The organism is Actinoplanes sp. KI2 (genome assembly GCF_025630775.1).
Taxonomy (GTDB): Bacteria; Actinomycetota; Actinomycetes; order Mycobacteriales; family Micromonosporaceae; genus Actinoplanes.
In genome coordinates, this window is sequence record NZ_JAOSZE010000006.1 from 87,048 (window position 1) to 112,762 (window position 25,715).

Here is a 25,715-nt window from a genome sequence, read left to right on the forward strand (position 1 = left end):
TCATCGCGCAGGCAACCCGGCAAGGTTACCCGATGCCTCCGGCCAACAGCCAATCGCCCCCGGTCAGGGAGCGGTCCGCCGACATTGTCAGGGGGCGACAGTACGATTTTCGCGTGCTGGAGACCCTGGACGCCGCCGCGGTGCACCGTTGGTGTGGTGGTGGCCTGGCCGCGCTCCGCGCCCACCAGCACGAGATCGACGAGCTGAACGTCTATCCCGTCCCCGATGGCGACACGGGCACCAATCTCGTGCTCACCCTCACCTCGGCCCAGCAGGCGCTCGACGAGGCGCCCGCGGCGGAGGCGCCGCCGGTCGGCAGCGCGCTGCGCCGGATGGCTCGGGGTGCCCTGCTGGGCGCCCGGGGCAATTCCGGCGTGATCGTCTCGCAGATCCTGCGCGGGATGGCCGACGCTCTCGCCTCCACGGTCACCGTGCGCGGCGCCGAGCTGGCCCGGGCGCTGCGCCTGGCCTCCGAGGCGGCCTATGCGGCGGTCGCCCACCCGGTCGAGGGCACGGTGCTGTCGGTGGTGGCGGCCGCCGCCGAGGGTGCCGGCCGGGCCGCGTCCGACGACCTGGTCGCGGTCGCCCGGGCGGCGACCGAGGCGGCGACCGAGGCGCTGGCCCGCACCCCGCAGCAGTTGCCGGTGCTGGCCCGGGCCGGGGTGGTCGACGCCGGCGGGCGAGGGCTGGTGTTGCTGCTCGACGCGCTGGTCGAGGCGCTGACCGGGGCGCCCCTGGCGGCCATGCTTCCGCCGCCCACCATGGCCGACGTGGCGGAATATTTCGGATATGAGGTGCAATACCTCCTCGACTCCGACGATGCCGCGGTGGCGGTCCTGCGCGAGACGCTCGACAAGCTCGGCGACTCGCTGGTGGTGGTCGGCTCCGGCGACGGCACGTGGAACGTGCATGTCCACGTGAGCGCCGCCCAGATCGGCCCGGCGGTCGAGGCGGGCGTCGCCGCCGGCCGGCCGCACCGGATTAGCGTCACCCCGCTCGAGCCCAGCGGCCCGCACGCCGTCGAGGCACCGCCCGCTGGGCGCCGCCCCGGCGAAGGGCGGGGTCAACCCGCGCCGGCGCAGGGCCGCGCCGCCGTCGTGGTGGCGGCGGGCGACGGTCTCACCGCGCTCTTCGAGGCCGAGGGCGCCACCGTGGTCGGGCGCAACCCGTCGGTCCGCGAGATGCTCGACGCGATCACCGCGAGCGGCGCCGGCTGCGTCGTGCTGCTGCCCAACGACGCGAATACGCATGCCGTGGCCACCGGTGCGGCCCGCGAGGCCGAGGCGGCCGGGGTCCGGGTCAGCGTGGTGCCGACCCATTCGCCGGTGCAGGCGCTGGCCGCGCTGGCCGTCCGCGACCAGGGCCGCCCGTTCGCCGACGACGTCATCGCGATGGCCGAGGCGGCCGGCGCCTGCCGGTACGGCGAGGTCTGCACCGCCCAGCGCGACTCGCTCACGGTGGCCGGGCCGTGCCGGGCCGGCGAGCTGCTCGGCCTGGTCGACGGCGAGGTGCACGTGATCGGCGTCGACCTCGAGGACGTGAGCCGCCGGCTGCTCGACCGGATGCTCGGCGGCGGCGGCGAGCTCGCCACGCTGGTCCTCGGCGCCGACGCCCCGCCGGTGCTGGAGGAGAAACTGCGCGGCCACGTGACGCAGGCCTGGCCGTTCGTCGAGCTGGCCTGCTACGCGGGCGGCCAGCCCCGGTACCACCTGCTGGTTGGAGTGGAATGAGCGACCCGACGACCACCACGACCCCGCTGCGCAAGGTGCTCGGCGAGCGCACCGCCAAGGCGCTCGCCACCCACCTCGACCTGCACACCGCCGGCGACCTGATCTATCACTTCCCGCGCCGGTACGACGAGCGCGGCGAGCACACCGACATGCGCGACCTGCGGATCGGCGAGCAGGTCACGCTGCTGGCCCAGGTGCAGTCGGTGAGCGTCAAGCCGATGCGCGCCCGCAGGGGCACCATGCTGGAGATCAGCGTCGGGGACGGCTCGGGGGCCACGCTCACCTGCACCTTCTTCAACCAGGCCTGGCGCGAGCGAGACCTGCGGCGCGGCCGGTGGGGCCTGTTCGCCGGCAAGATCACTGACTTTCGCGGCAAGCGCCAGCTGAACGGCCCGGCCTATCAGCTGCTCTCCGTCGACGCCACGCAGGACGAGGCCGCCGAGGAGATCGAGGAGTTCGCCGGCGCGCTGATCCCGGTCTACCCGGCCGCGCAGGCCGTGCCGACCTGGGTGATCGCCAAGTGCGTCCGCACGGTGCTGGATACGTTCCAGCCGCCGGCCGACCCGCTGCCGCCCGCCGTGCGGGCCAACCGCAACCTGGTCGGCATCGGCACCGCGCTGCGCGAGATCCACCGCCCCAGCGCGAAAGAGGCGCTGTTCGCCGCGAAATACCGGCTGAAGTGGGATGAGGCCTTCGCCGTGCAGCTGACCCTGGTGCAGCGCCGGGCGCGCGCGGCCGCCGCGCCGGGCACCGCACGGCCCCGGGTCGAGGGCGGCATCCTCGCGAAATTCGACGCGGCCCTGCCGTACGAGTTGACCGAGGGCCAGCGGCAGGTGGGCGAGGAGATCGCCGCCGACCTGGCCCGCCCGCACCCGATGCACCGGCTGCTGCAGGGCGAGGTGGGCTCGGGCAAGACGCTGGTCTCGGTGCGGGCGATGCTCCAGGTGGTCGACGCGGGCGGCCAGGCGGCCCTGCTCGCGCCCACCGAGGTGCTCGCCACCCAGCACTTCCGGGGCATCCGCGAGCAGCTGGGCGCCCTCGGCCGGGCCGGCGAGATCGACGGCGACCCGGCCGGCACCCAGCTCACCCTGGTCACCGGCTCGCTCGGCGCGGCCGCCCGGCGGGCCGCACTGGCCAAGGTGGCCGACGGGACGGCCGGCATCGTGGTCGGCACGCACGCCCTGCTCTACGAGGGGGTCGACTTCCAGGATCTCGGGCTGGTGGTGGTCGACGAGCAGCACCGGTTCGGGGTCGAGCAGCGCGACGCGTTGCGCGCCAAGGCGGCCCGCCCGCCGCACGTGCTGGTGATGACGGCGACGCCGATCCCGCGCACGGTCGCCATGACCGTCTACGGCGACCTCGAGACCTCCACGTTGTCCCAGCTGCCGCGGGGCCGGTCGCCGATCGCGTCGCACGTGGTCCCGCCGGAGAAGCCGGCCTTCCTCGACCGGGCCTGGCAGCGTCTGCGCGAGGAGGTGAAGGCCGGCCACCAGGCGTACGTGGTCTGCCCGCGGATCGGCACCGGCGGCGCCGACGAGGACGAGGAGCCTCCCGCCGACAACGACCCGGGCCGCCGCCCGCCGCTGGCGGTGACCGAGGTGCTGCCCGAGCTGGAAGCCGACCAGTTGCACGGCCTGCGCATCGGGATGCTGCACGGCAAGATGCCGGCCGACGAGAAGGACGCGGTGATGCGCTCCTTCGCCGGCGGCACGCTGGACGTGCTGGTCGCCACCACGGTGATCGAGGTCGGCGTCGACGTCCCGAACGCCACCGTCATGGTCATCCTGGATGCCGACCGGTTCGGCGTCTCCCAGCTGCACCAGCTGCGCGGCCGGGTGGGCCGGGGCTCGGCGCCCGGCATCTGCCTGCTGGTCACCGACTCGGTGGAGGGCACCGCGGCCCGCGAGCGGCTGGACGCGGTGGCCTCCACCACCGACGGCTTCCGGCTCTCCGAGATCGACCTCGAGCAGCGCCGCGAGGGCGACGTGCTGGGCGCCTCCCAGTCCGGCCGCCACTCGCACCTGCGGCTGCTCTCGCTGCTGCACGACGCCAAGCTGATCACCGATGCCCGCACCGAGGCCGCCGAGCTGATCGCCGGCGATCCCGACCTGGCCGGCCACCCGGCGCTGGCCGCCTCGGTCGCGGCGCTGGTCGACGAGGAGCGCGCCGAGTATTTGGAGAAGGGATGATCCTGCACATCTGCCCGCGCGACGCCTGGGCGAAGGCGCTGGCCGCCGGCGTCTACGAGGGCGACACGCTGGCCACCGACGGCTTCATTCACTGCTCGGCCGAGGAGTGGGTGCACCTGCCCGCGACGATGCTGTTCCGCGGCCGCACCGACCTGCTCCTGCTCGAGATCGCCGAGGACCGCCTGCCCACCCCGGTGGTCTGGGAGGAGGGCGACCCGCCGCACCCGGAGGGCGCGCTCTTCCCGCATCTGTACGCGGCGCTGCCGACCTCGGCGGTCGTCTCGGCGCGGGAATACCTCCCCGGCGAAGACGGCACTTTCGCGCCACTGCGCTGAAAGCCGGCGCGCTCAAGGGATTGGCGCGCTGAGGCAGCCGGCGCGCTCAAGGAACCGGCACGACGAAAGAGCCCGCTCGCCGAGAGAGTCGGTGGAATAGCAAGAGGCGCGCCGGCCTTGCGGCCGACGCGCCTCTTCTCAATGCCGTGGTCAGGCGGTGAAGTTCACCTTGCGACGGCGGGCCAAGAAGAACAGCACCCCACCGACGGCCAGCAGCAGCGCCGCCACTCCGGCGATGGTGCCGGCCGCGGCACCGGTGATCGGCAGAACCGGGCCACCCGCGCCGCCGCCGGTGGTGGGCGTGGCGCAGACCAGCTCCTTCAGCGCGGCCTTGATCTCCTTGTCGAGACCCGCGATCTTGATGGTCGCGTAGGTCGCGGTGCCGGCGTCGAAGGTCGCCTTCTCCGAGGAGCCGGCCGCAACGGTCAGCTTCTTGGTCTGGTCGCCGTAGGTGATCGTGGCTTCCGCCGGGACGACGCCCTTCGGGTTCGTCACCGTGACAGTGACCGTCGTGCAGTCGTTCACGAGGGCGACGGTCGGCAGCGGGCAGTCCTTCGGAGCGGTCCAGGTGTATTTCTGGTCGTCCATGCCCTCGGCGCTGACGGTGACGGTGCCGGCGCCGGCCGGAACGGTCACGGTCTCACCCTTGCCGGCCTTGACGACCACGGTCTTGACCTGGTCGCCGTACTTCACGGTGAAGGTCTGGTCGTACTTGCCGTTGTTCGACAGGTTGATCGCCTGCGAGCCGTCGCAGGACGGGATCGCGGTGCTGTCCGGCGTGACGCAGGACTTGTCGCCGCCGTTGTACCAGGCCTGCGGGCCCTTCGACCGGTTACCCGGCGCGCCGGGCGAGCCGAGCTTCTTGTCGCCGTACCGCGGACCGTTGTCGGTGATGGTCTGGAGGATGTCGTCCTCGGTGCCGAAGAACGTGTCCACCTGCGTGAAGCACGGCGGGATGTCGACGTGCAGCTTCAGCGTGCGGTCCTTGTTCGTGATCTTGCCGCTGTCCTTGTCGAACAGGTACTGCGGCACGCTGAACTGGGGCTTCGGCGCGTAGTACGACACCGACGTGACCGGCACCGCGACGTCGTCACAGAGGTTGACGTCGTCGTTCAGGTTGATGACGGTGGTGGCGCCGTCCTTGTCCACCACGAAGGTGTGGTTGAACCGCGCCTGGTCGGCTTCGACGCACTTGGGCGCCGGCGGCTGGCAGTCCTTGATCAGCGTGACCGTGGCCGAGTTGTCGTGATCCACCCAGTCCGACCAGCGCGCGTCGAAGGACAGCGTGACGCTGTCGGCCTGGTCGACGTTCTGAGTGAACTGGACGGTCGAGTCGCCCTGGTGGGTCGCCGGCAGCAGCACCGTGCCCTCGTGGAGGGTCGCTTCCGCGTTGCCCACCTGGACGGGGGTGTCGCCGGCCGGGAGCTTCAGGTTCTCGACCTTGGCGCCGTCGGTGTCCACCCAGTCGTTGGTGATCGTCCAGGTGACCTGGTTCTTGCCGTTCACACACTGGGTGGCGCCCTTGACGTCGGCGTCGTGCGCGCTGGCGGGACCGGCGAACGCCGTGAGTCCGGCCATGCCGAGCACGGCGCCCGCGAGGACGGTCGCGGTGCGGAGGAGGAGCGGTTTCCGCAAGGGGAACTCCATTCCATCTGAGGGGGACAGAGGGTCTGGGGTCGCACCGTCTTGGCCGGCGCGGGCCCCGGGGTGTTGCCGTGTACTAGGGGCGCCGAGCCGGGCGGCTGTGCGGGCGGAGGGAGCGGCGGCGCGCACGGACCGCGGCCGGCCGAGGCGACGGCCGTGTGCGGGTCCTGTGCAGGTTCACGCCAACTCCTGTGGTGGTCAAGGTGCGGCGAGGAAGCGGCGGGCCGACGCCGGACTTGGGGCGAGGCCGTCGACGACGCCTCCCCAACGTCGTCGACACGCAGCCGTAACTACGTGCAACGCTGGATGACCCTAGCGACTCAGATGAATCTGGGAAATGCCTCAGAGACGCTTAAAACTGTTGTTGTCGATTCGTGATCTTCCATGCACCGAGGGGTGTGGAGCGACTGCCGAGCGTGTCCGGCCAAAGGGGAATTGTTCACTCTTTGATTGCGGTCAGTAAGTGTTGAAGTAGCTTCAAGTCGTGCTACTCAACAGACCCGGTGCAGCGGCATGACCAGGATCATTGCCGGCGCGCACGGCGGCCGGCGGCTGTCCGCGCCGGCCGGTGCCTCCACTCGGCCCACTTCGGACCGTGTTCGTGAGGCGTTCTTCAGCGCCCTGGACTCTATGACCGACCTGTCCGGAGCGCGGTTTGCCGACCTTTATGCCGGATCCGGTGCGGTTGGTCTGGAGGCGCTCTCCCGCGGCGCGAACCATGCTCTTCTGGTCGAATCGGACGCTCGGGCGGCCCGGGTCATCCGCGACAACATCGTGGCTCTGCGGGTCGGCTCGGCCGCTCGGCTGATCACCGGCAAGGTGTCCCAAGTGCTCGCCGGGCCGCCCGACGGCGGCCCGTACGACGTGGTGTTCGCCGATCCGCCGTATGCGGTCGACGACGACGAGATCCTTCAGCTGCAGGAGGCCCTGCTGGCCGGGGGCTGGCTGGTGCCGGACGCCGTGGTGGCGGTCGAGCGCTCGAGCCGGGGTGATCCGCTGAGCTGGGTGGACGGCATCACTGCCGACCGCAGCCGACGCTACGGGGAGACCACTATTTGGTACGGTCGCCGATCATGAGACGTGCGGTGTGTCCCGGCTCCTTCGACCCGGTCACGAACGGCCACCTCGACATCGTCGGGCGGGCCAGCCGGCTGTTCGACGAAGTGATCATCGGAGTGTTGATCAACCAGTCGAAGACCGGCCTGTTCACCATCGAGGAACGTCTCGACATGCTGCGGCAGGCGACCGCCGCGTACGAGAACGTCCGGGTGGCCTCGTTCCACGGGCTGCTGGTCGACTTCTGCCGGTCGCAGGGCGCCGCGGTGGTGATCAAAGGGCTGCGCGCGGTCAGCGACTTCGACTACGAGTTGCAGATGGCGCAGATGAACATCGGGCTGTCCGGCGTGGAGACGTTGTTCATGCCGACGAATCCGCTCTACTCCTTCCTTTCGTCCAGCCTTGTCAAAGACGTGGTGAAGTGGGGTGGCGACGCATCGGCGTACGTGCCGGACTTCGTCGGCGAGCGGTTGGTCACCCGGCTCAAGCAGAACTGAGACCTTCGGCGTGCCGAAATCCGGACCGTCGTGAAGGCAGTACCGTGATCGCACCCACGCAGCGTCGTGGGCTGCCTCCAGTCCGTTCGCGGGCGGCGGGCGGGCGGTTGGATGATGACAGGAGTGAGCACCGGTGGATCCGCTCGACAGCATCGACGAGATCATCGAACGCGTCCAGGACGCGCGCTCCGTCCCGATGTCGCGGACGAACTTCATGTACGACCGCGGCGAGATGATCGAGATGCTCGACGCCCTGCGCTCCGAGCTGCCGTCGGAGATCCGCAAGGCCGCGGCGGTGCTCGACGAGCGGGACCGCATCATCGAGGCCGGCCGCCGGGAGGCCGACCGGATCGTCAGCGAGGGTGAGGCCGAGCACGCCCGGCTGGTCTCGGTCAACGAGATCACCGTGTCGGCCGAGCACGAGGGCGCCCGGATCATCGCCGAGGCCCGCACCGAGGCCCAGCGGCTGCGCGAGGAGGTCGACGACTACGTCGACACCGCGCTGGCCAACTTCGAGCAGTTCCTCACCCGGGCACTCGCCTCGATCGAGCGCGGCCGGGACAAGATGCACGCCCTCCGGGAGATCGGGACATTTCAGGGCGAAGACACCGAACGGCCCCTGCCCTTCTGATCCTCGGGGGCGATTCGACGCTGCGGGACCTGCTCAGGTAGCCTTTTACGTCGGCCTACCCATGGCTGAGAGTTCATGATGCCCAAGTCACCTGTGCAGAGTCACCTGGATCCCAGGCAGCCGCTGGTCGTCGACACGACGAAGCTTCCCCGGCAGCCTGGTGCGACGCGTGCCCTGGAACGGGTGACCCCGGCGCCGGCGGACCTCGGCCTGGAGCTGATCGGCGTACCCGAAGGATCGGATCTCGAGCTTGATCTCCAGCTCACCTCCGTCTCCGAGGGTGTGTACATCTCGGGCCGGGTCCGTGGCTCGCTCACCGGCGAGTGCGGGCGCTGCCTGAACGAGATCAGCGAGTCCTTCGACGTCGCCATCGCGGAGCTGTTCGCCTACGAGGACAGCACCACCGAGGAGACGACCGACGAGGACGAGGTGGGCCGGATGCAGGGCGACCTGATCGACCTGGAGCCGGCGGTACGGGATGCGATCGTGCTGACCTTGCCGACGAACCCGCTCTGCCGGCCGGACTGCCCAGGCTTGTGCCCCGAGTGCGGGGTGCATTTCGACGACCTCCCGGCCGATCACAGCCACGAGGCTGCCGATCCCCGCTGGGCCGCTTTGCGGAACCTGAACGAGACTGAGGAGTAACTACCGTGGCCGTCCCCAAGCGCAAGATGTCGCGCAGCAACACCCGGTCCCGCCGGGCGAACTGGAAGGCGACCGCGGTCGCGACCCAGGCGTGCCCGCAGTGCAAGTCGCCGAAGCTGCCGCACACGGCCTGCTCGGTCTGCGGGACCTACAACGGCCGTCAGGTCCTCGAGGTCTGAGCCTCGCGGAGTGACGCGCCCGATCGCCGGGCGGGTCGTTCCTGGGCAACGGCGGACCACCGGTGCGCCGGCTCCCTCCGCGGAGCCGGTGACCGCGCGGATCGCCGTCGACCTCCTCGGCGGGGACAACGCTCCCGCCGTCGTGGTTGACGGCGCTCTGCGCGCCTTCCAGGACGACCCGTCCCTCCACCTCCTTCTCGTCGGCACGCATGAGGCGGCCGACGCGGTTCTCGCTGCCGTCGCACCGGCCGAGCGCAACCGGGTGGGCATGCTGCCCATGCCGGCCGTCGAGCTGCACCCCGACGACGCCGCCCGGGCCGTGCTGCGCGCCGTCGCCGACGGCCTCGCCGACGCCGTCCTCTCGGCCGGGAACACCGCGGCCATCGTCGTCTCGGCCGCCCGCGCGCTCGGCCGCTGGCCCGGGGTCCGCCGTCCGGCACTGGCCGCCGTGCTGCCCACCGCCGCCGGCCGGCTCGTGCTCCTCGACGTGGGCTCCGCGGTCGACCCCGACGCGGCGACCCTCGCGATGCACGCCCGGCTGGGCGCCGCGTACGCCGCCGTCGTGCACGAGGTCGTCGAGCCCCGGGTCGGCCTGCTCACCATCGGCACCGAGCGCGGCAAGGGCGACCGGCTGCGCCGGGCCGCGCCCGACCTGCTCGCCGCTCTCGACCTGCCGGCCGGCGCCCGTTACATCGGGCTGGTCGAGGGCCACGACGTCGTGCTCGGTGCGGCCGCGGACGTCGTGGTGACCGACGGCTTCACCGGAAACATCCTGCTCAAGGGCCTCGAGACGGCGTACGGCCGACTCGGTCCGCCCGGCGGGCCGGCGGGTGTTCCGCCGCGCGCCGCCCTGTTGCTCGGCGTCGCCGGCACCGTCGTCGTCTGCCACGGGGCCGCCTCCGGCGCCGACGTGGCCGCCGGTATCGCCCTCGCCGCCAGGTTGCACCGCCGCGCCGCCGTCGCGGCGATGGCCGAATTGATCCCGCACAACGAGGTGACCCATGAGTGACAAGCGTCGCCGGCCATCGACCGCACCGCTCGAGGAGGCGTTCGGCATCCCGTTCGAGCCGTCCCTGCTCGAGCGCGCGCTCACTCACCGCTCGTACGCGTACGAGAACGGTGGCCTGCCCACCAATGAGCGCCTGGAGTTCCTCGGCGACTCGGTGCTCGGCGTCGTGATCACCTCGGCGCTGTACCACAACCACCCTGACCTGCCCGAGGGCCAGCTGGCCAAGCTGCGCGCCAGCGTGGTCAACATGCACGCGCTCGCCGACGTGGCCCGCGCCCTGGGCCCGCACGGCCTCGGCCCGCACCTGCTGCTCGGCAAGGGCGAGGAGACCACCGGCGGCCGGGACAAGGCGAGCATCCTGGCCGACACGCTGGAGGCGCTGCTCGGCGCGATCTACCTGGAGCACGGCCTGGACGTGGCGGGCGAGGTGATCCATCGGCTGTTCGACCCGCTGATGGTGGAGTCGGCGGGGCGGGGCGCGGCGCTGGACTGGAAGACCAGCCTGCAGGAGCTGACCGCGGCGCTCGGGCTGGGCGTGCCGGACTATGTGATCGAAGACTCCGGCCCGGACCACGCCAAGACCTTCACCGCCTGGGTGGTGGTGGCCGGCGAGCGGTACGGCGGCTCCGAGGGGCGCAGCAAGAAGCAGGCCGAGCAGCGGGCCGCGGCGGCGGCGTGGCGCACGCTGAACGACCGCGGCGCCGAGAAGCCCGACGACGAAGCCGACCAGTGAGCGTGGCCGTGGCGGAGGAGAGACCGGTCCGGGCGCAGGACCGGCCGCTCTGGGAGCTGGCCGGCGCCTGGCGCGGGGTGCTCACCGCGGTCGGGATCTTCGCGCTGACCCGGATCGCCCAGCTGCTCATGCTGGCCTGGCTGGGGCACGCCTCGGGCGACGGCGAGAGTCTGCGCAGCCGCCTGCTGGTCTGGGACGGCGGCTGGTTCCTGCGGGTCGCCGTGAACGGCTATCCGCACGGCTACACGTACGGCCCGCAGCACCAGCTCGAGGGCAACGAGCTCGCGTTCTTCCCGCTCTACCCGATGCTCATCCGGGGCGTGGCGGCGCTCGGCGTGAGCGCGCAGACCGCGGCGATCGGGGTCAGCTGGCTCGCCTCGATCGGCGCCGCGGTCGCCCTGCATCTGCTCGGCACCACCCTGTACGGCAAGCGGGCCGGCTGGGCGCTGGTCGCGATCTGCTGCAGCGCCCCGGTGTCGGTGGTGCTGTCCATGGCGTACACGGAAGCGCTTTTCATCGCCCTGGTGGCCGGCATGCTGGCCGCCGCCCACCGCAAGGTGTGGTGGGCGGCCGGGCTGCTCGGCCTGGGTTGCGCGCTGACCCGGCCGACCGGCGCGGCGGCCGCGCTCGCCCTGGCGGTCGCCGCGGTCATGGCGGTGCGGGAGTCGCCGAGGAAGGCGTGGCAGCCGGTGCTCGCCGCCGTGGTCGCGCTGGCCGGCGTGCCGCTGTTCCTGATCTGGGTGGGCGCCCGGGTCGGCGACCCGGCCGCCTGGTTCCGGATCCAGACCGCCGGCTGGGGCACCTCGTTCGACTTCGGGCGCAGCACCTGGCAGTTCCTGCGCGAGACGCTGACCACCGGGGACGGCTGGGTGCCGATGAGCGTGGCGCTGATGCTGCTGGTGGCACTCGCCGCGGCCGGGGTGGCGCTGGCCGGGAAGCCTTGGCTGCCGCTCGCGGTTTACGGGGTGGTGGCCATGGTGCTGGTGTACGGCCAGGCCGGCTTCTACCACTCGAAGCCACGCCTGCTGTTGCCCGTACTGTTGACGCTGCTGCCCGCCGCCGTCGCGGCCGCGCGCGCCCGCCCCCGGGTCGCGGTGCTGTCGATCGTGGCGTGGGCGGCGTTCGGCCTCTGGTATGGCGCCTACTTGGTCGCCATTTGGCCCTACACGCTCTGAAAGGGAGACCGTCGTGCCGGAGCTGCCCGAGGTTGAGACCGTCCGGCAGGGACTGGCCAAGTGGGTGGCCGGCCGGACCATCGCGACCGTCGAGGTGCACCACCCCCGCGCGATCCGCCGGCACCTGCCCGGCGACGCGCACTTCATCGCCATGCTGACCGGCCGGACGATCCTCGACGCGTCCCGGCGCGGCAAATACCTGTGGCTGTCGCTGGACTCCGGCGACGCGATCATCGGGCACCTCGGGATGAGCGGCCAGCTGCTGATGCAGCCGGCCGACGCCGCCGATGAGAAGCATCTCCGGGTCAGGTTCACCTTCACCGACGGCGGCCCGCAGCTGCGCTTCGTCGATCAGCGCACGTTCGGCGGCCTGTCGGTTTCCGAAGGCGGCGCCGACCTGCCCGACGAGATCGCGCACATCGCCCGTGACCCGATGGACCCGCTCTTCGACGACGAGCTGTTCGTGGCCCGGCTGCGCGGCAAGCACACCGAGGTCAAGCGGGCGCTGCTCGACCAGACCCTGATCAGCGGCGTGGGCAACATCTACGCCGACGAGGCGCTGTGGCGGGCCCAGCTGCACGGCGCGCGCCCGACCGACCAGCTCACCCGCCCGGCCGCCCGGCGCCTGCTGGCCCACGTCCGCGACGTGCTGGGCGAGGCCATCGTGGCCGGCGGCACCAGCTTCGACGAGCTCTACGTCAACGTGAACGGCGAGAGCGGCTACTTCGACCGCTCGCTCAACGCCTACGGCCGCGAGGGCGAGCCGTGCCACCGCTGCGGCACCCCGATCCGCCGCGAGCAGTTCATGAACCGCTCCTCGTTCAGCTGCCCCCGCTGCCAGCCGCGACCGAAAACCCGAAGCTAAAACCTTTCCCCGTACGAGGCTCAGCCAGGTCCCCGCCTACCAGGGCGGCCTGGCTGCCGTCCCGACCCTGGACACGCCGGCATCCGGGCTGAGCTGCAACTCGGGCAGGCCAACCCGGCGTCGGCCCACCCTTGGTGCCGCCGCTCACCGCGCCGAAATGCAGCCGCTCACCGCTGCGAGCCGGCGCCGCCGGCGAACGCGCCGGCGTAGGGCTTGGCGTCGGTGGCCAGGCCGAAGCCCGCGCCGCGGCGGCCCATCAGGCGGCGGGCGGCAGTGAGCAACGCCGGCGGCACGCCATGCACGATGTGCCCGTCGCCCTGCCGCACGCCCTCGCCGTCCCAGCTCCGGTAGGCCGTCCACGGCCCCTCGAAGGTGCAGATCCGGACGCCGAGCTCCCGGTAGAGCGGATGGGTCGGCACGCCCGGGTTCAGCACCACCCGGTGCAGCCCGCGCCGGGCGGCCAGCCGCACGGTCAGCGCCACCGGCCCGACCCCGCCCGAGCCGGCCGGGGCTCGGTCGAGGAACAGCCCCTCCACACCGTCCTCCCGCCAGGCGTCCACATCGGCCAGCACGTCGGCCAGCGATCGGCTGCCCCAGTCGAGGTCGATCCGGCCCAGCGACTGATGCAGGGCGCGGCGTTCGCCGGGCAGGTCCCGGATGATCCAGGTATCGCTGTCCAGGGTCAGCTCGGGTGACGGGTGGGCGTACGGGGGGAACAGGGTCTTCACGATGTTCTCCGGTGGTCGGCGGCGGTCAGGGCGACGGCGAGCAGGCCGGCCAGATGGGTCACGGCGAGCGCGCCGACGGCGTCCGGCAGAGGGCCGGTCGCCGTCAGCGGAAGGATCTTCAGGGTCACGGTGAGCGGAATGATCTTCAGGGCGACGGTGAGCAGCGGGGCCGCGATCGCCACGGTGGCGGCGATGCCGGTGCGGCCGCGCGCGGCGAGCAGGTAGGTGACGGCGAAGACGCCGCCGAGCAGGGTGCCCGCGGCCAGCGCCAGCACCTCGGCGCGGGCCTCGGTGCGGGCGGCGACCAGGGCGAGCGCGACGCCCAGGGCCAGCGGCGGCAGCAGCCCGGCGAGGGTGACCGTGGCAACCCCGCGCCGCCTCGGCCCGGCCTCCGTGCTCCACCCGATCAGCGCCTCCAGGATCGGCACCGCGAGCAGCAGCGGCAGCCAGAACGGCGCGGTGGAGCCGGACGGCCCGGCCCGCCAGACCAAGCCCACGCTGATCGCCTGGGAGGCACCGATGACCAGGTACGCGGCGGCCCGTCGCAGCTGCGGCCGGGTGAGCCGGATCGGCCGCCGGCTGCCGCAGATCATGGCCGGTCGGAACGCCCGCACCAGGGCCACCACGATCGCGGCCGGCAGCAGCGTGCCGATCGGCAACGGGGGCATCGGATGGCCGGCCACCAGGATCGCGTCCGGCAGCAGCCGTCCGATCGGCACCGAGGGCACCGGGTGGCCGTTCAGGGCGGCAAGCGCGGCGGCGGCAAGCGCCCAACACGGTACGCACCAGCCCACCACGGCCGCCTCGGCCCGGGTGACCAGCGCCGCGGTGACGGTGGCGAGCGTGGCCAGCCCACCCAGCCCGACCACCAGCGCGAGCCAGCGCTCCGGGCCGAGCAGGGCGTCCGGCGCGATCCAGACCAGCGCGCACCAGAGGGCGCCGACGGCGGTGAAGCCCGCGCCGACCAGCCGGCACCCGGCCGCGACGCCGGCCCGCCGGGCCACGGTCACGCCGGCGAAGGTCAGCGCCTGGGCGGCGGACCAGCCGAGCAGCAGGGTGGCCAGCGGGACCGGCCAGGGGACCTGCCCGAGCGACTCGCCGCCGGCCACGGCCACGCTGAGCGGGCCGAGGTAGAGCGCGCAGCGGAGCACGGCGGCGCCGAGATAGGAGCGGGGTGCGCGCCGCGTGCCCTTCCGGCCGCCGTCGACCGGCGCGGGCGCCGCGACCTCGGGGAGCGCCGCCGGCTCCGCGGCGTGCCGGGCTCTGGCCCGGGTGGGCGCCGGCCGGGCGGTGTGGGCCGGCGACGGCGCCGCCGGGCGGATCGTCCGGGCGCGGCCGGAGCGGGACGGCGGCCGGCGTGGGGTGATCGTCACAGCGCCGCACCACCCTCCGGGCAGGGCGGCCACTCGCCGGGCGCCACCCCGGCGAACGCCGGCCGCGGCGGGAGGATGTCGCGCGCGATCGGGGCGGCGCTGGCGATGTGGCCGACCGGTGGCGGGGCAACGACCGGTTTGGCCGGGCGGCGGCCCGGTGAGGGGCGCCGGGTAAGCGGGCGAGGGAGGGTCGGCTCGTCAGCCGTCGAGTCGCCGCTTGCCGGGTCGTCGGGCGTCGGGCGGTGGGCTGTCGGACTGTCGGTCGCCGACTCGTCGGGTGGCGGGTCGTCGAGTGCGAGGTCGTCGGGTGGCGGGTCGTTGGGCACCGGGTCGTCCAGCCGCGGGTCGTTGGGTGTCAGGTCGTCTGGTTGCGGGTCGGTGAGTGCCGGGTCGTCCGGTAGCGGGTCGTCGGGTCGCGGTTCGGTGAGTGCCGGGTCGTCGAGTTGTGGGTCGTCGAGGGCGAGGCCGGGTCGCGGTTCGGTGAGTGCCGGGTCGTCGAGTTGTGGGTCGTCGAGGGCGAGGCCGGGTCGCGGTTCGGTGAGTGCCGGGTCGTCGAGTTGTGGGTCGTCGAGGGCGAGGTCGTGGAGTGGCAGATCGTGGAGTGGCAGATCGTCGAGTGCCAGGTCGTCGGGTGTCGGGTCATCGGCTGTCGGGCCGCCGGGCATCGGGCCGCCGGGCATCGCCGGCATGCCGCCGGCCGGTCGCTCGTCCGGGGTCAGCCAGCGGACCGTGGCCGGGACCGCGGTGCGCGGCGCGGGCAGCGCCAGCGTGAGCTCGACGCCGGCCGGCGACGGCGGCGCGGCGAGATCGTGGTAGAGCGCGTCGTAGACCCGTACCACCCGGTCGGTGGTGAAGTGCAGCAGCGCCCGGTGCCGGGCCGCGTCGCCGAGTTGCCGCCGCAGTTCGGGATTGCGGAGCAGGCCGACGACGGCGATCGCGAGCTCGGCCGGGTCGCCCGGCTGCACCAGCACGCCCGCGTCGCCCAGCGTCTCGGCGGCCGGCCCGACGTCGACGCCGACCACCGCACGCCCGGACATCATCGCCTCGATCAGCCGGTACGGCGGGTCGGCCGGGCCGGGCACGTGCGCCACGACGTGGCCGACCGTGTACCGATCGCGCGGGTCGGCGGGCAGCGGGTGCAGGCGTACGGCACGGCCCAGCCCGGTGCGCTCGATCAGCTCGGCGCAGTGCTGCTCGTGCGCCGGGGTGACCCCGACCAGGTGCAGCACGGTCCCCGGCAGGGCGGCCGTGACCTGCTCGAACGCGGCCAGCAGGGGAATGATGCCGCTGTCCGGGCCGCCGCTGCCGGCCCAGACCACGGCCGGCTCGGTGTCCGGCTCGGCGGTGACCGGGTACTCCGACGGGTCGACGCCGGCCGGCACCTGCACGAGCCGGGTCGCCTCGGCGCCGTGCCGCAGGGCCCAGCCGTGGTGGTAGGCACTGAGCGGGGCGATCAGGCCGGCCTCGGCGTACCCGGTGCGGGCGACCGCGGCCCGGAACCGGCGCAGCACCGCACGCACCGCCGGCGACAGCCGGTCCTCGGCCGGTTTGTACCGGGCCACCGGCGCCCGCGCCTCGGTGAGCAGCAGCGGCACGCCGACCCGCCACCGCCCGGCGAGCGCGGTCAGCAGCGGCGTCGTCCCGCCCACGCAGTGCACCAGGTCGGTCTCCGGCAGCGTGACGGTGAGCGCGCCGAGGGCATGCTTGAGCAGCGCGGCGGCGGTCTTGGCGTCCCGGGCGGACAGCCGCGGCAGCGGCGGGTCGGCCGACTCGGGCCCGGCCCGCCAGGCGTCCACCAGCAGGTCGGCGAGCGGCACCCCGGCGAGCGGGTCGGCCCGCTCGGCGGCGAGCTCGGCCAGCCCGCGCAGCCCGGTGGCGAACCGGTGCTCCTCGAGCAGTCCTCGGCAGAGCAGGTGGGCGGCGCCGCGGCCGGTCTCGTTGTGGTCACCGCGGCGGCGTTCCCGGGGCGTCGCCCGGCCGATCTGCACGGCCGAGGCCGAGCCGACGTTGAGCGGCAGCGGGTACGCCGGTGCGGACGGCGGTTCACGGTCCGTGACGGTCAGCAGGTCGAAGCGGAAGCGGCGGAGCCCCTGGACGAGGGTCCGGCACCACCCGCTCAGCGCGTCGCGCCGGTACGGGAACCCGCCGCCGGTGAGCAGGCAGACGCTCTCGTGCGACCGGGTCGATTTCACGAAGGAGGCAACGACACAGCACGGGAAAGTTACGAGATCCTGTCGGGTAGGCGACAGAATTACGCGACTTTTATCCGATTTGTCGCCCGGATTACCCATAAATGACCGAAGTTAAGCCGACGGTCGTGCTCGATTGGGCGTACGCGGCCGCACCCCGCCCGGGCCTGTCCCGTTGCCGGCCCGCCACGCGAGGAGGGAGGCTGAGCCGATCGGGCCGGAGAGCGATGATCGAGATGCCGGCGCTCATCGCCGGAGCGCGGCCGCGACGCCGTTGCGCGCGGTTGACCGTATGCCCTCGGGCGGCCCGCCGACAAACCCGCTAAGCGAAACGTAAGGCCAGGTAAAGAGTGTCAAGGTGGCAAGATTCACTACCCGAAGCCGGTGGACGCCCGGCGCACGGCTTGACGCAGAGTGGGTATCGGCGGACTATGGAGGAGTCGCCAGTCGCGCCCACCCATGCCTGGTTTCAGTGGTAACCCCAAGTCAGGCGTGGGACATCTGCACCTAAGAGCACTTTCCGAGGGTGCACGATTCTGTGCTCACGCGTGCCCGTGTGCAGACAGATGTGGTGCAAGCTGGGCGCGCGACGAGAGCGCGCGGTCTCAATAACACCCAAGAAGAAGCAGTGCTTCTCAAGGAGTCACCATGGCGAAGGCCCTCTTCGGCCACGTAGGTGCGGCGCCCGACCGGCGCCTGCTCGACGAGGTCACCCGATTGCGTTCCAGGGTGCAGTCTCTGGAGTTCGAGGTCACCCGCCTCCGGGCGGAAAACGATCGTCTGGCGGCCGCCGCGGCCGAGGCGGACGACATCCTGCGGCTGACCGAGCCGGCGCTGACCTGAGCTTCACCCGGCCGCCGACCGGCGGCCTGTCCCCCTCAGCACCCAGACGCATCACAAACAGCGCGCCTCCACGCCGTGGCGGCGCGCATCTTTTTGCCCGATTTGCAGGGCTAAGCCCCGCGAGAGCGCGGCGTGCCGGGCCGCCGGCCCGGCGTACGGGTAGCCTGCACCCGAGTACTACATTGCCGACCCCCGGAGATCCGTGCACCTCAAGAGCCTGACGGTCAAGGGCTTCAAGTCCTTCGCCTCCGCCACGACGCTGCGCCTGGAGCCGGGCATCACCTGTGTGGTGGGCCCCAACGGCTCCGGCAAGTCCAACGTCGTCGACGCCATCGCCTGGGTCCTCGGCGAGCAGGGCGCCAAGGCGCTGCGCGGCGGCAAGATGGAGGACGTCATCTTCGCCGGCACCGCCGGCCGGGCGCCGCTGGGCCGCGCCGAGGTGACCCTCACGATCGACAACAACGACGGTGCTCTCCCGATCGAGTACACCGAGGTCTCGATCACCCGGCGGATGTTCCGCGACGGCGCCAGCGAGTACGAGATCAACGGCAACGCCTGCCGCCTGCTCGACATCCAGGAGCTGCTCAGCGACTCCGGCATCGGGCGCGAGATGCACATCATCGTGGGCCAGGGCCGGCTCGACGCGATGCTGCACGCCAAGCCCGAGGACCGCCGCGCCTTCATCGAGGAGGCCGCCGGCGTACTCAAGCATCGCAAGCGCAAGGAAAAGGCGATCCGCAAGCTGGACGCCATGCAGGTCAACCTCAACCGGCTCACCGATCTCACCGGTGAGCTGCGCCGCCAGCTCAAGCCGCTCGGCAAACAGGCCGAGGTGGCCCGCCGCGCCGCCGGCATCCAGGCCGATCTGCGCGATGCCCGGCTCCGGCTGCTCGCCGACGACCTGCACACGCTGCGCACCACTTTGGACAAGGAGATCGCCGACGAGTCGGCGATGCGGGAGCGCCGCGAGCAGGTCGAGGAGGAGAACCGCGAGATCCAGCGGCTGCTCGCCGACCTCGAGGCGGCGCACGCCGAGGACGCGCCGCTGCTGCAGGCCGCCCAGGACACCTGGTACAAGCTGTCCGCCCTGCAGGAGCGGTTCCGGTCGACTGAGCAACTGGCCAGCGAGCGACTGCGGCACCTGGCCGCCACGCCCGACGACGAGCGCCCCGGGCGGGACCCCGATCAACTGGCGGCCGAGGCCGAGCGGGTGCGCGAGCAGGAAGAGGAGCTGCGCGAGGCGCTGACCGACGACCAGATGCGGCTGGCCGAAGCGGTCGAGCAGCGGCAGGAGCTGGAACGGCAGCTGGCCGCGGCCGAGGGCGCGCTGCGCACGGCGGCCAAGGCGATCGCCGACCGGCGCGAGGGGCTGGCGAAGCTCACCGGCAACGTGAACGCGGCCCGGGCGCGTACCGAGGGCGCGGCCGAGGAGATCGAGCGCCTCGCCGCCGCGCACACCGACGCGCTGATGCGGGCCGAGGCCGCGCAGGCCGAGGTGGATACGGTCGCCGCCGAGTCCACCGAGGCCGATCGGGACAACGTCGAGCTCGACGAGCGGCACGCCGAGACGGTCGGCGCGCTCGACCGGGCCAACGCCGTGGTGCGCGAGCTGAGCGACGCCGAGCGGACCGCCGAGAAGGACGCGGCCAGCTGGAAGGCGCGCGAGGAGGCCCTGGCCCTCGGCCTGCAGCGCAAGGACGGCGCGGGCGCCCTGCTCGCGAAGTCCGCCGAGGTGCCCGGCCTGCTCGGCAGCCTGGCCTCGATGCTGACGGTCAAGGCCGGTTACGAGGGTGCGATCGCCGCCGCGCTGGGCACGCTGGCCGACGCGGTCGCGCTCGCCGGCGTGGACGAGGCGATCGAGGCGATGCGTACCCTCAAGATCGCCGACGCCGGCCGCGCCGCGCTGGTGGTGGCCTCGGCTGCCGGACCCGGCATGCGCGGCTCGCTGGAGAACCTGCGCCCGCCGCTGCCCGAGGCCGCCGTGTGGGCGCCCGAGGTGGTCGAGTGCCCCGAGCAGATCCGGCCCGCGCTCAACCGCGCCCTGCGCGACGTGGCGCTGGTGCCCGACCTCGGCGCCGCCGCCCGGGTCGTCGCCGAGAACCCCGAGCTGCGTGCGGTCACCCCGGACGGCGACGTGCTCGGCGCGTTCGCCGCGGCCGGCGGCTCCGGGAAGGCCACCAGCTATATCGAGGTGCAGGCCGCGGTCGACGAGGCGAAGGCCGGCCGGGCCGCCGCCGAGGAGGCGATCCGCGAGGTCAAGGCACAGCTGGTCGACGCGCGGGCGGAGGTCGCCGAGCGCAAGGAAGCGGTGGACGTCGCGGCCGCGGCCAAGCGGGCCGCCGAGGGCGAGCGCAACGCCGCCGCCCGCCGGCTCGCCGAGCTGGGCGCGGCCGCCCGCTCGGCCAAGGCGGAGAGCGAGCGGCTGGGCGCGGCCCGGCAGAAGGCGGAGTCGGCCCGCGAGACCGACCTGATGCGCCTCGCCGAGCTCGAGGAGCGGCTGTCGCTGGCCGAGGCCACCCCGATCGACGACGAACCGTCCACCGAGGAGCGCGACCGGCTGGCCGCGCTGGTGCCGCAGTCCCGGCAGAACGAGATGGAAGTGCGCCTCGCCGTGCGTACGGCCGAGGAGCGGGTCTCCTCGATCGCCGGCCGGGCCGACTCGCTCATGCGGCAGGCCAACGCCGAGCGGCAGGCCCGGGAACGGGCCGCCGCCCGCCGGGCCGCCCGGGCCCGGGGCGCCGAGATCGCCAAGGCGGTCGCGCTCGGTGCGGCCACCGCGCTGGTCCGGGTCGAGGTGTCGCTGGCCGCCGCGGTCGAGGCGCGCGACGAGCTGGCCCAGGCGCGCACCGCCCGCGAGGCCGAGCTGCAGGAGGTACGCGCGAGCGCGAAGCGCCTGTCGTCGGAGCTGGAGCGGCTCACCAGCGAGGTGCACCGCGACGAGATGGCCCGCGCCGAGCAGCGGATGCGCATCGAACAGCTGGAGGCGAAGGCCGCCGAGGACTTCTCGCTCGACGTCGAGACGCTGATCAACGAGTACGGTCCGGCCCAGCTCGTGCCGCCCAGCGCCGCGGAGACCGCGCAGGCGGAGAGGGATGGCAAACCCGTACCGGAAGCTGTGCCCTTCCATCGGCCCGCCCAGGAGAAGCGGGCCAACAAGGCCGAGCGCGACCTGCAGCTGCTCGGCAAGGTCAACCCGCTGGCGCTGGAGGAGTTCGCGGCGCTCGAGGAGCGTTTCAAGTTCCTCTCCGATCAGCTGGAGGATCTGAAGGCCACCCGCAAGGACCTGCTCACCGTGGTCAAGGACGTCGACGACCGCATCCTCGAGGTGTTCACGTCGGCGTTCGAGGACACCGCCCGCGAGTTCCAGACGGTCTTCCAGGTGCTTTTCCCGGGCGGTGAGGGCCGGCTCGTGCTGACCGACCCGGAGGACATGCTGACCACCGGTGTCGAGGTCGAGGCCCGCCCGCCGGGCAAGAAGATCAAGCGGCTGTCGCTGCTCTCCGGCGGCGAGCGCTCGCTGACCGCGGTGGCCATGCTCTGCGCGATCTTCCGGGCCCGGCCCTCGCCCTTCTACATCATGGACGAGGTCGAGGCCGCCCTCGACGACGTCAACCTGGGCCGGTTGATTACGCTCTTCCACCAGTTGCGGGAGCGGAGCCAGCTGCTGATCATCACGCACCAGAAGCGCACCATGGAGGTCGCCGACGCGTTGTACGGCGTCACCATGCGAGCCGGCGTGACCCAGGTGATCAGCCAGCGGCTCAAGCACGAATCGGAGGACTAGGAAACCATGCCGCGCGAGCGCGCCCAGGCCCTGCTCATCGACCTGGACGGCGTGCTGCGCCGCTGGGACCCGGCCCCGATGATCGCCGTCGAGATCGAGTACGGCCTGAAACCGGCCGCCCTGCCGGAGACGGCGATGGCGTGGGACATCTACCGCCCAGCGATTTCCGGCGAGCTTACCGACGCCGAGTGGATGCGGTTGGTGGCTTCCCGGTTGCCGATTCCGGAGGACAAGGCGACCGAGGCGGTTGCCCGCTGGCAGGAGTATCGCGGCGAGCCCGATCCGGACGTGCTGGCCTTCGTCCGCGAGGTGCGGGCCGGCGGCCGCAAGGTCGGCCTGGCGACGAACGCGACCGATCGGCTGCGCTCGGATCTGGACGAGCTGGGGCTGACCGCCGAGGTGGACGTCGTGATCAGCTCGTGGGAGCTGAAGGTCCACAAGCCGGCGCCGGAGTTCTTCGCCCGGGCGTGCGAGCTGGTTGGCGTCAAGCCCAACCAGGTCCTCTTCGTGGATGACGACGACCGCGTGATCCGCGGCGCCCGTGCCGCGGGCCTGTCCGCCTACCGGTGGAGCGGCTCGCAGCACGTGCACCTGCTGAAGAAGGCCCTCGATCTTTAGTCGCCGGTGGCGCCGTCGATGCGCTCGCGGATCAGGTCGGCGTGGCCGTTGTGCCGGGCGTACTCCTCGATCATGTGAAGGTAGACCCAGCGCAGGCTGATCGCGTGGCCGCGGCGGGAGATGAACTCGTGCTCGAGCGGCAGATCGGCCACAGCGCGGTCGGCCTCGGGCAGTTCGGCGCGGAAGGCGGCCAGGTTGGCCTCGGCGTCCGCGTCGGCCACGTCGTCGAAGTCGCCGTCGGGGTTGTCCTCGGAGCAGTACAGGTCGTCGGACTCGGTCTGGCCGGCCGCGCGCACCCGGAACCAGCTGCGCTCGACCTCGGTCATGTGGCGGACCAGGCCGAGCAGGGTGAGGTTGGACGGCTCGGTGCTGGCCGTCTTGAGCTGCTCGGCGGTCAGGCCGGCGCACTTGGTGAGCAGGGTCTGGCGATGCCAGTCCAGCCAGCCCTGCAGCATCTGCCGCTCGGGGCCGGTGCTGGGCTCGTTCTCGCGTTTCGGTGAAGGCGCTGTCCAGGTAGTCATCGGTGGTCATCCTGCCGGGGATAGCTCACCTCGGCGACCGAAAATAGGTCGCCGGCCCTGCTGGTGCCCTCGACCCGGACCGTGGCGGAGCGGCCGGCCAGCAGCAGGCTGCTCACCGCGTTGCCGAAGTATGGGCCGGCCAGCCGCTTCCAGCGCCACGCCGGAGCACGCACGCCGGCGGTACGGGCGACCGTGCGTAGGCCCCGGGCGGCCAGCCGCGACCAGCTGAACCGCATCAACGGGCGCATGAAGGCCGGCACCTGGTTGTGCACCGGTGAGCAGGTCAGCTGCATGACCGGGGTGTTCGTGCCGAGCTCGGCCTCGGCGACGTACGAGTGATGCACGTCCCCGGACAGCACGCTGATCGTCGCCGGTGGCCGGTACGCGCCGCCGGCGCCGACCCGGTCGCCGGGCGCGTCCGGGTCGCCGTCGCCGAGATGCCGGAACAGCTCGCCGAGCGCCGCGAACGAGCGGCCGAACGCGGCCCAGTGCTCGAGGTCGAAGGCCCGCCGGATCTTCTCGGCCCGGGCCGCCACGCGCGGGTGGTCGGAGTCGGCCCGCCGTTCGTTCCAGGCCTCCAGGTAGTGGATCGCGGGCGGCATCAGCCAGGGCAGCGACGACCCGACGACCAGGTGGTCGTAGTCGCCGTGCGCCTGGTCGACGAACCACTGCCATTCGGCCGCCGGCAGCATCTCGCGGGCGCCCGGGGTGAGCACCCGGTTGCATCGGTTGTCCAGCATCACCAGCCGGGTGCGGCCCAGGTCGAGGGCGAAGCTCCAGCGGAACCGGTTGACGTCGGCGGTGTCGACCGTCCGGCCGAACTCGTGCAGCAGCACCGTGGCGTCCTCGGCGGTGCTCACCTTCTGATAGAGCGGGTCGGCGGCCAGGTCGTCCGGGGAGAGGTTGCCCAAGTGCTGGTAGACCCAGTAGGAGGCGAGCCCGCCGGCGATCCGCTCGGCCCACCACGATTGGGCGGCCATGTCCGCGCGCCAGGACTGCGAGGTGTTCCAGTCGTCGATCAGCTCGTGGTCGTCGAAGATCATCACGCTCGGGACGGTGGCGAACAGCCAGCGGATCTCCGGGTCGCGCCACGACTCCAGGTACAGCTTCGTGTACTCGTCGAAGGTCACCACCTGGTCGGCCGGGCCCTGGTGGCCGGCCGCCCGGCGGCGCTTCAGGAAGCGCCTGACCTTGGCCGAGGTGTTGTCCGCGTACACCTGGTCGCCGAGCAGCACGATCAGGTCGGGGCGGGTCGACGGGTCGGTCATGAGCCGGCGGGCGTAGGCGTCCAGCGCGTCCGGCGGCAGCTGGCGGGTGGAGGAGCTGGGCGTCGCCTCGCGACACGACCCGAAGATCAACCGGACCGGGCCGTCGTCGTCCTCCGCCGGGCGGGTGCTGATCTCCGATTGCGGGTACGCCGAGCCCGGCGCCGGCCAGACCTCGCGGTCGTCGACGAGCACGCGGTAGGGGCGGCTCGTGCCCGGGGTCAATCCGGTCACCACCACGAGCGCGTAGTGATGCCCGTACGCGGCGAAGGTGGTCGCCGTGCCGGTGCCGCCGCCCTCGACCTCGACCCGCACGGTGGCCGCATCGCTGGTCTCCACCCAGATGGTGGCCCGGGTGCCGACGACTCGCCGCAGCACGGGGCCGATTAAGAGGTGTGCAGTCACCGGACCTCCTGTTGGGGGCCCTCATCCTCCGTCAGATGTGCCGGACGTCGCCAGTGCACGGCCCGAGCCGCGCGCATCCGGCTCGTCTGACAGGATTTGAGCCATGGAATACGTGGTCGCCGCAGTCATCCTGCTCGTGGTCCTGGTGGTCGGCGTGGCCGGCCTGGTGGTGCCGCGCCTGCGCCGCCGTGAGCTGCCGCCCCCGGGCGCCGGGCCGGCGACCACGATCGAGCGTCCCCCGGCCGAGGAAGAGGCCCCGGAGCTCGTCGTTCCCGACGAGGAACTGCCTCCGCTGATCGTCGGGGAAAAGGTCGAAGAGCCGGTCCGCGAGCTGGAGACGCCGGAGCCGACCGCCGGCCGCCTCGTGCGGTTGCGGGCCCGGCTGGCCCGCTCGCAGAGCGTGTTCGGCCGCGGCCTGCTCAGCGTGCTCTCCCGTGATCACCTGGACGAGGACGCCTGGGAGGAGATCGAGGACAGCCTGATCTCCGCCGACGTCGGGGTCGAGGCCACCCAGGTGATCGTCCAGCGGTTGCGCGAGCGGGTCCGGGTGCTCGGCACCCGCACCGTGGCCGAGGTGCGCGCGCAACTGGCCGAGGAGCTGACCGCGGCGCTCGAGCCCGACCTCGACCGTAGCCTGAAGACCGCCCCGCACGACGGCCGCCCGGCGGTGCTGCTGGTGGTCGGCGTGAACGGCGCCGGCAAGACCACGACCTGCGGAAAGATCGGCCGGGTGCTGATCGCCGACGGGCGGACCGTGCTGTTCGGCGCGGCCGACACGTTCCGGGCGGCGGCCGCCGACCAGCTGCAGACCTGGGGCGAGCGGGTGGGCGCCGAGACCGTGCGCGGCCCGGAGGGTGGCGACCCGGCGAGCGTGGCGTTCGACGCGGTCAAGCGCGGCATCGACACGTCGGTGGACACCGTGCTGATCGACACGGCCGGCCGCTTGCAGAACAAGGTCGGCCTGATGGACGAGCTCGGCAAGGTCAAGCGGGTCGTGGAGAAGCACGGCCCGGTCGACGAGACGCTGCTGATCCTGGACGCGACGACCGGACAGAACGGACTCGAGCAGGCCCGGGTGTTCACCGAAGTGGTGGATGTGACCGGCGTCGTGTTGACCAAGCTGGACGGTACCGCGAAGGGCGGAATCGTCATCGCCGTGCAGCGTAAGCTGGGCATTCCCGTAAAACTGGTGGGTCTCGGCGAGGGGCCGGACGACCTGGCGCCCTTCGAGCCGTCGGCGTTCGTCGAAGCACTGCTTGGCTCCGACAGTTAGTCTCAGAGACCAAGTCGGGTCGACACAC

Annotated in this window: 22 protein-coding genes; 16 read left to right on the plus strand and 6 right to left on the minus strand. The window is 72.5% G+C overall.

All coding sequences use genetic code 11. The features are described 5' to 3' along the window. Window positions 1-113 precede the first annotated feature (113 nt). Genes ODJ79_RS08015 through ODJ79_RS08025 form a run of 3 tightly spaced genes read left to right on the plus strand, consistent with a single transcriptional unit; the run spans window position 114 to window position 4,254 of the window. Entirely contained in the window at window positions 114-1,730 is a 1,617-nt protein-coding gene (locus ODJ79_RS08015; RefSeq protein ID WP_263022681.1) for a DAK2 domain-containing protein, read from the plus strand. Then, the gene (gene recG, locus ODJ79_RS08020) at window positions 1,727-3,919 is read left to right on the plus strand and encodes an ATP-dependent DNA helicase RecG (protein ID WP_263022682.1); all 2,193 of its coding nucleotides are present in this window, start codon (window positions 1,727-1,729) and stop codon (window positions 3,917-3,919) included. Before ODJ79_RS08015 ends, recG begins: the two co-directional genes overlap by 4 nt. Continuing rightward, complete coding sequence (locus ODJ79_RS08025; RefSeq protein ID WP_263022683.1) at window positions 3,916-4,254, plus strand: DUF952 domain-containing protein; 339 nt, start codon at window positions 3,916-3,918, stop codon at window positions 4,252-4,254. Before recG ends, ODJ79_RS08025 begins: the two co-directional genes overlap by 4 nt. 150 nt (window positions 4,255-4,404) lie before the next feature. On the opposite strand, the gene ODJ79_RS08030 is transcribed toward ODJ79_RS08025, so the two are convergent. Then, on the minus strand, window positions 4,405-5,889 hold the full coding sequence (locus ODJ79_RS08030) for an LPXTG cell wall anchor domain-containing protein (RefSeq protein WP_263022684.1): 1,485 nt from the start codon (window positions 5,887-5,889) through the stop codon (window positions 4,405-4,407). A gap of 522 nt (window positions 5,890-6,411) precedes the next feature. Here ODJ79_RS08030 and rsmD point away from each other — a divergent pair. The 9 genes from rsmD to mutM all read left to right on the plus strand — a co-directional run bounded on the left by rsmD (window position 6,412) and on the right by mutM (window position 12,688). Continuing rightward, window positions 6,412-6,975: a 16S rRNA (guanine(966)-N(2))-methyltransferase RsmD gene (gene rsmD / locus ODJ79_RS08035; RefSeq protein WP_263022685.1), complete on the plus strand. Its 564-nt coding sequence runs from the start codon at window positions 6,412-6,414 to the stop codon at window positions 6,973-6,975. Further along, complete coding sequence (gene coaD, locus ODJ79_RS08040) at window positions 6,972-7,451, plus strand: pantetheine-phosphate adenylyltransferase (RefSeq protein ID WP_263022686.1); 480 nt, start codon at window positions 6,972-6,974, stop codon at window positions 7,449-7,451. The genes rsmD and coaD overlap by 4 nt, the downstream gene beginning before the upstream one ends. A 133-nt stretch (window positions 7,452-7,584) precedes the next feature. Continuing rightward, entirely contained in the window at window positions 7,585-8,082 is a 498-nt protein-coding gene (locus ODJ79_RS08045; RefSeq protein ID WP_263022687.1) for a hypothetical protein, read from the plus strand. A 78-nt stretch (window positions 8,083-8,160) separates the two neighbouring features. Continuing rightward, window positions 8,161-8,727 (plus strand): YceD family protein, encoded by a 567-nt coding sequence (locus ODJ79_RS08050; protein ID WP_263022688.1) that lies wholly within the window; start codon window positions 8,161-8,163, stop codon window positions 8,725-8,727. 5 nt (window positions 8,728-8,732) lie between these two features. Next, entirely contained in the window at window positions 8,733-8,906 is a 174-nt protein-coding gene (rpmF, locus tag ODJ79_RS08055; protein WP_020518010.1) for a 50S ribosomal protein L32, read from the plus strand. A 22-nt stretch (window positions 8,907-8,928) separates the two neighbouring features. Beyond that, complete coding sequence (locus tag ODJ79_RS08060) at window positions 8,929-9,915, plus strand: phosphate acyltransferase PlsX (protein ID WP_411267286.1); 987 nt, start codon at window positions 8,929-8,931, stop codon at window positions 9,913-9,915. Beyond that, window positions 9,908-10,648, plus strand: coding sequence for a ribonuclease III (gene rnc, locus ODJ79_RS08065; protein ID WP_263022689.1), 741 nt, complete (start codon window positions 9,908-9,910; stop codon window positions 10,646-10,648). The genes ODJ79_RS08060 and rnc overlap by 8 nt, the downstream gene beginning before the upstream one ends. A gap of 8 nt (window positions 10,649-10,656) precedes the next feature. Continuing rightward, window positions 10,657-11,823: a mannosyltransferase family protein gene (locus tag ODJ79_RS08070; protein WP_263022690.1), complete on the plus strand. Its 1,167-nt coding sequence runs from the start codon at window positions 10,657-10,659 to the stop codon at window positions 11,821-11,823. A 13-nt stretch (window positions 11,824-11,836) separates the two neighbouring features. Then, window positions 11,837-12,688, plus strand: coding sequence for a bifunctional DNA-formamidopyrimidine glycosylase/DNA-(apurinic or apyrimidinic site) lyase (gene mutM / locus ODJ79_RS08075; protein WP_263022691.1), 852 nt, complete (start codon window positions 11,837-11,839; stop codon window positions 12,686-12,688). Between the two features lie 167 nt (window positions 12,689-12,855). Here the strand turns inward: mutM and ODJ79_RS08080 are convergent, their stop codons facing one another. The 3 genes from ODJ79_RS08080 to ODJ79_RS08090 are packed head-to-tail and all read right to left on the minus strand — an operon-like array spanning window position 12,856 to window position 16,981. After that, entirely contained in the window at window positions 12,856-13,416 is a 561-nt protein-coding gene (locus ODJ79_RS08080; protein WP_263022692.1) for a spherulation-specific family 4 protein, read from the minus strand. Beyond that, window positions 13,413-14,789: a hypothetical protein gene (locus tag ODJ79_RS08085; RefSeq protein ID WP_263022693.1), complete on the minus strand. Its 1,377-nt coding sequence runs from the start codon at window positions 14,787-14,789 to the stop codon at window positions 13,413-13,415. Before ODJ79_RS08085 ends, ODJ79_RS08080 begins: the two co-directional genes overlap by 4 nt. Continuing rightward, window positions 14,786-16,981, minus strand: coding sequence for a DUF3492 domain-containing protein (locus ODJ79_RS08090; protein WP_263022694.1), 2,196 nt, complete (start codon window positions 16,979-16,981; stop codon window positions 14,786-14,788). The genes ODJ79_RS08085 and ODJ79_RS08090 overlap by 4 nt, the downstream gene beginning before the upstream one ends. 645 nt (window positions 16,982-17,626) lie before the next feature. Here ODJ79_RS08090 and ODJ79_RS08095 point away from each other — a divergent pair. The 3 genes from ODJ79_RS08095 to ODJ79_RS08105 all read left to right on the plus strand — a co-directional run bounded on the left by ODJ79_RS08095 (window position 17,627) and on the right by ODJ79_RS08105 (window position 22,223). Beyond that, window positions 17,627-17,821, plus strand: coding sequence for a hypothetical protein (locus ODJ79_RS08095; RefSeq protein ID WP_263022695.1), 195 nt, complete (start codon window positions 17,627-17,629; stop codon window positions 17,819-17,821). A gap of 202 nt (window positions 17,822-18,023) precedes the next feature. Then, complete coding sequence (gene smc / locus ODJ79_RS08100) at window positions 18,024-21,605, plus strand: chromosome segregation protein SMC (protein WP_263022696.1); 3,582 nt, start codon at window positions 18,024-18,026, stop codon at window positions 21,603-21,605. Window positions 21,606-21,611: 6 nt separating this feature from the next. Continuing rightward, entirely contained in the window at window positions 21,612-22,223 is a 612-nt protein-coding gene (locus ODJ79_RS08105; RefSeq protein WP_263022697.1) for an HAD family hydrolase, read from the plus strand. Here the strand turns inward: ODJ79_RS08105 and ODJ79_RS08110 are convergent. Next, window positions 22,220-22,744 (minus strand): DinB family protein, encoded by a 525-nt coding sequence (locus tag ODJ79_RS08110; RefSeq protein WP_263022698.1) that lies wholly within the window; start codon window positions 22,742-22,744, stop codon window positions 22,220-22,222. The genes ODJ79_RS08105 and ODJ79_RS08110 overlap by 4 nt on opposite strands. Further along, complete coding sequence (locus ODJ79_RS08115) at window positions 22,741-24,414, minus strand: alkaline phosphatase D family protein (protein ID WP_263022699.1); 1,674 nt, start codon at window positions 24,412-24,414, stop codon at window positions 22,741-22,743. The genes ODJ79_RS08110 and ODJ79_RS08115 overlap by 4 nt, the downstream gene beginning before the upstream one ends. Window positions 24,415-24,517: 103 nt before the next feature. On the opposite strand from ODJ79_RS08115, the gene ftsY reads away from it, so the two are divergent. After that, window positions 24,518-25,687, plus strand: a complete 1,170-nt coding sequence (gene ftsY, locus ODJ79_RS08120; RefSeq protein WP_263022700.1) for a signal recognition particle-docking protein FtsY — start codon at window positions 24,518-24,520, stop codon at window positions 25,685-25,687. Window positions 25,688-25,715 lie beyond the last annotated feature (28 nt).

Bases quoted from the DNA above. Each gene is read 5' to 3' on its own strand.
- recG (WP_263022682.1), top strand. From the start codon at position 1,727: ATGAGCGACCCGACGACCACCACGACCCCGCTGCGCAAGGTGCTCGGC.
- ODJ79_RS08025 (WP_263022683.1), top strand. From the start codon at position 3,916: ATGATCCTGCACATCTGCCCGCGCGACGCCTGGGCGAAGGCGCTGGCC.
- rsmD (WP_263022685.1), top strand. From the start codon at position 6,412: ATGACCAGGATCATTGCCGGCGCGCACGGCGGCCGGCGGCTGTCCGCG.
- coaD (WP_263022686.1), top strand. From the start codon at position 6,972: ATGAGACGTGCGGTGTGTCCCGGCTCCTTCGACCCGGTCACGAACGGC.
- ODJ79_RS08050 (WP_263022688.1), top strand. From the start codon at position 8,161: ATGCCCAAGTCACCTGTGCAGAGTCACCTGGATCCCAGGCAGCCGCTG.
- rnc (WP_263022689.1), top strand. From the start codon at position 9,908: ATGAGTGACAAGCGTCGCCGGCCATCGACCGCACCGCTCGAGGAGGCG.
- ODJ79_RS08095 (WP_263022695.1), top strand. From the start codon at position 17,627: ATGGCGAAGGCCCTCTTCGGCCACGTAGGTGCGGCGCCCGACCGGCGC.
- ODJ79_RS08105 (WP_263022697.1), top strand. From the start codon at position 21,612: ATGCCGCGCGAGCGCGCCCAGGCCCTGCTCATCGACCTGGACGGCGTG.
- ODJ79_RS08110 (WP_263022698.1), bottom strand. From the start codon at position 22,744: ATGACTACCTGGACAGCGCCTTCACCGAAACGCGAGAACGAGCCCAGC.
- ftsY (WP_263022700.1), top strand. From the start codon at position 24,518: ATGGAATACGTGGTCGCCGCAGTCATCCTGCTCGTGGTCCTGGTGGTC.